The organism is Streptomyces hyderabadensis, from assembly GCF_020404845.1.
GTDB lineage: Bacteria > Actinomycetota > Actinomycetes > Streptomycetales > Streptomycetaceae > Streptomyces > Streptomyces hyderabadensis.
Genome location: NZ_JAIOJZ010000136.1, coordinates 1 through 1,088, shown reverse-complemented (window position 1 = coordinate 1,088; position 1,088 = coordinate 1). Strand labels below are relative to the sequence as shown.

Sequence of the window (1,088 nt, the reverse complement as noted above, 5' to 3'; positions counted from 1 at the left end):
CCGACCAGCCGCAGGTGCAGCAGCCGCCGGCCAGCCAGGAGTCGGAGAAGAGCGACGGCGGCGACGGCGGCGACAAGGGCGGCGGCGGAGGTGGCGGCGGCGAGTCCAAGAAGCCCAAGCCGCCCGTACGCACCGCGGCCACGGCCGTGAAGGAGGTCGCCGCCCGCAGCGAGGGCCGGCACATCTGCTACCGCGCCTACGTGGCGGACCAGGGCTGGCAGGCCCCGGTCTGCGACGGTGCCGAGGCCGGCACGGTCGGCAAGGGCCTCCCGATCAAGGCCCTGAACATCGCGGTGTCCGGAACCAAGGGCGTGACCGGCAACGGCGCCCACGTCGTCGAGGCATGGCTCACCGGCGGCAAGTGGGAGAGCGCCCCCGACCAGACCGACATGTATCTGGGCAGCACCAAGGAGGCGATCTCGCCCTTGGAGGGGTTCACCCTCAAGACCGTCGAGGGCACCGTCTGCCCCAACACCTACGTCAAGGACAAGGGCTGGCTGAAGCAGGGCTGCACCGAGCCCGGGGACTGGCGGTACTTCGGCAGCAACATGGAGAACGACCGCCTCCAGCTGGAAGCGGTGCGCATCACGGTCTGACGGCGTGTGCGAGGGCAACCGTCTTTGCCCTCGCGACTCCTGACGTACGAGTAAGGCTCCCACTAGCGTCGGCGTGTGAGCCTTTGGACTTCCCTGGAGCCCGCGTCCGCAACCGTCGACCCCGGCAGCAGCACGCGTGTGCGCCTGAGGGTGCGTAATACCGGTGATGTCGTCGACGAGTACCGGTTTGAGCCGGTGGGGGATGTGGCTCCCTGGACGACGGTGGAGCCGCAGACGTTGCGGTTGTATCCGGGGACGACGGGGACGGTGGAGCTGACGTTCGCTCCGCCGCGTACGCCTGATGCGGTGGCCGGGCCGAATCCGTATGCGGTGCGGATCCTTCCGACGGAGCATCCGGATGCGGTGACGGTTCCGGAGGGGAATCTGACGATCACGTCGTTCACCGAGGTGCGGGCGGAGTTGGTGCCGCCGACCGTGAAGGGCAGGTTCCGCGGTCGGCCCCGCCTTGCCGTGGACAATCTCGGTAATACG

At 69.0% G+C, this 1,088-nt stretch carries 1 protein-coding gene and 1 pseudogene; both read left to right on the top strand.

Annotated elements, in window-relative coordinates:
* Nucleotides 1-596, top strand: a pseudogene (locus K7854_RS37225) (hydrolase); the annotation flags it as partial.
* Between the two features lie 75 nt (nt 597-671).
* The coding region (locus tag K7854_RS37220; protein WP_443732442.1) for a COG1470 family protein at nt 672-1,088 on the top strand (417 nt) is incomplete at its 3' end.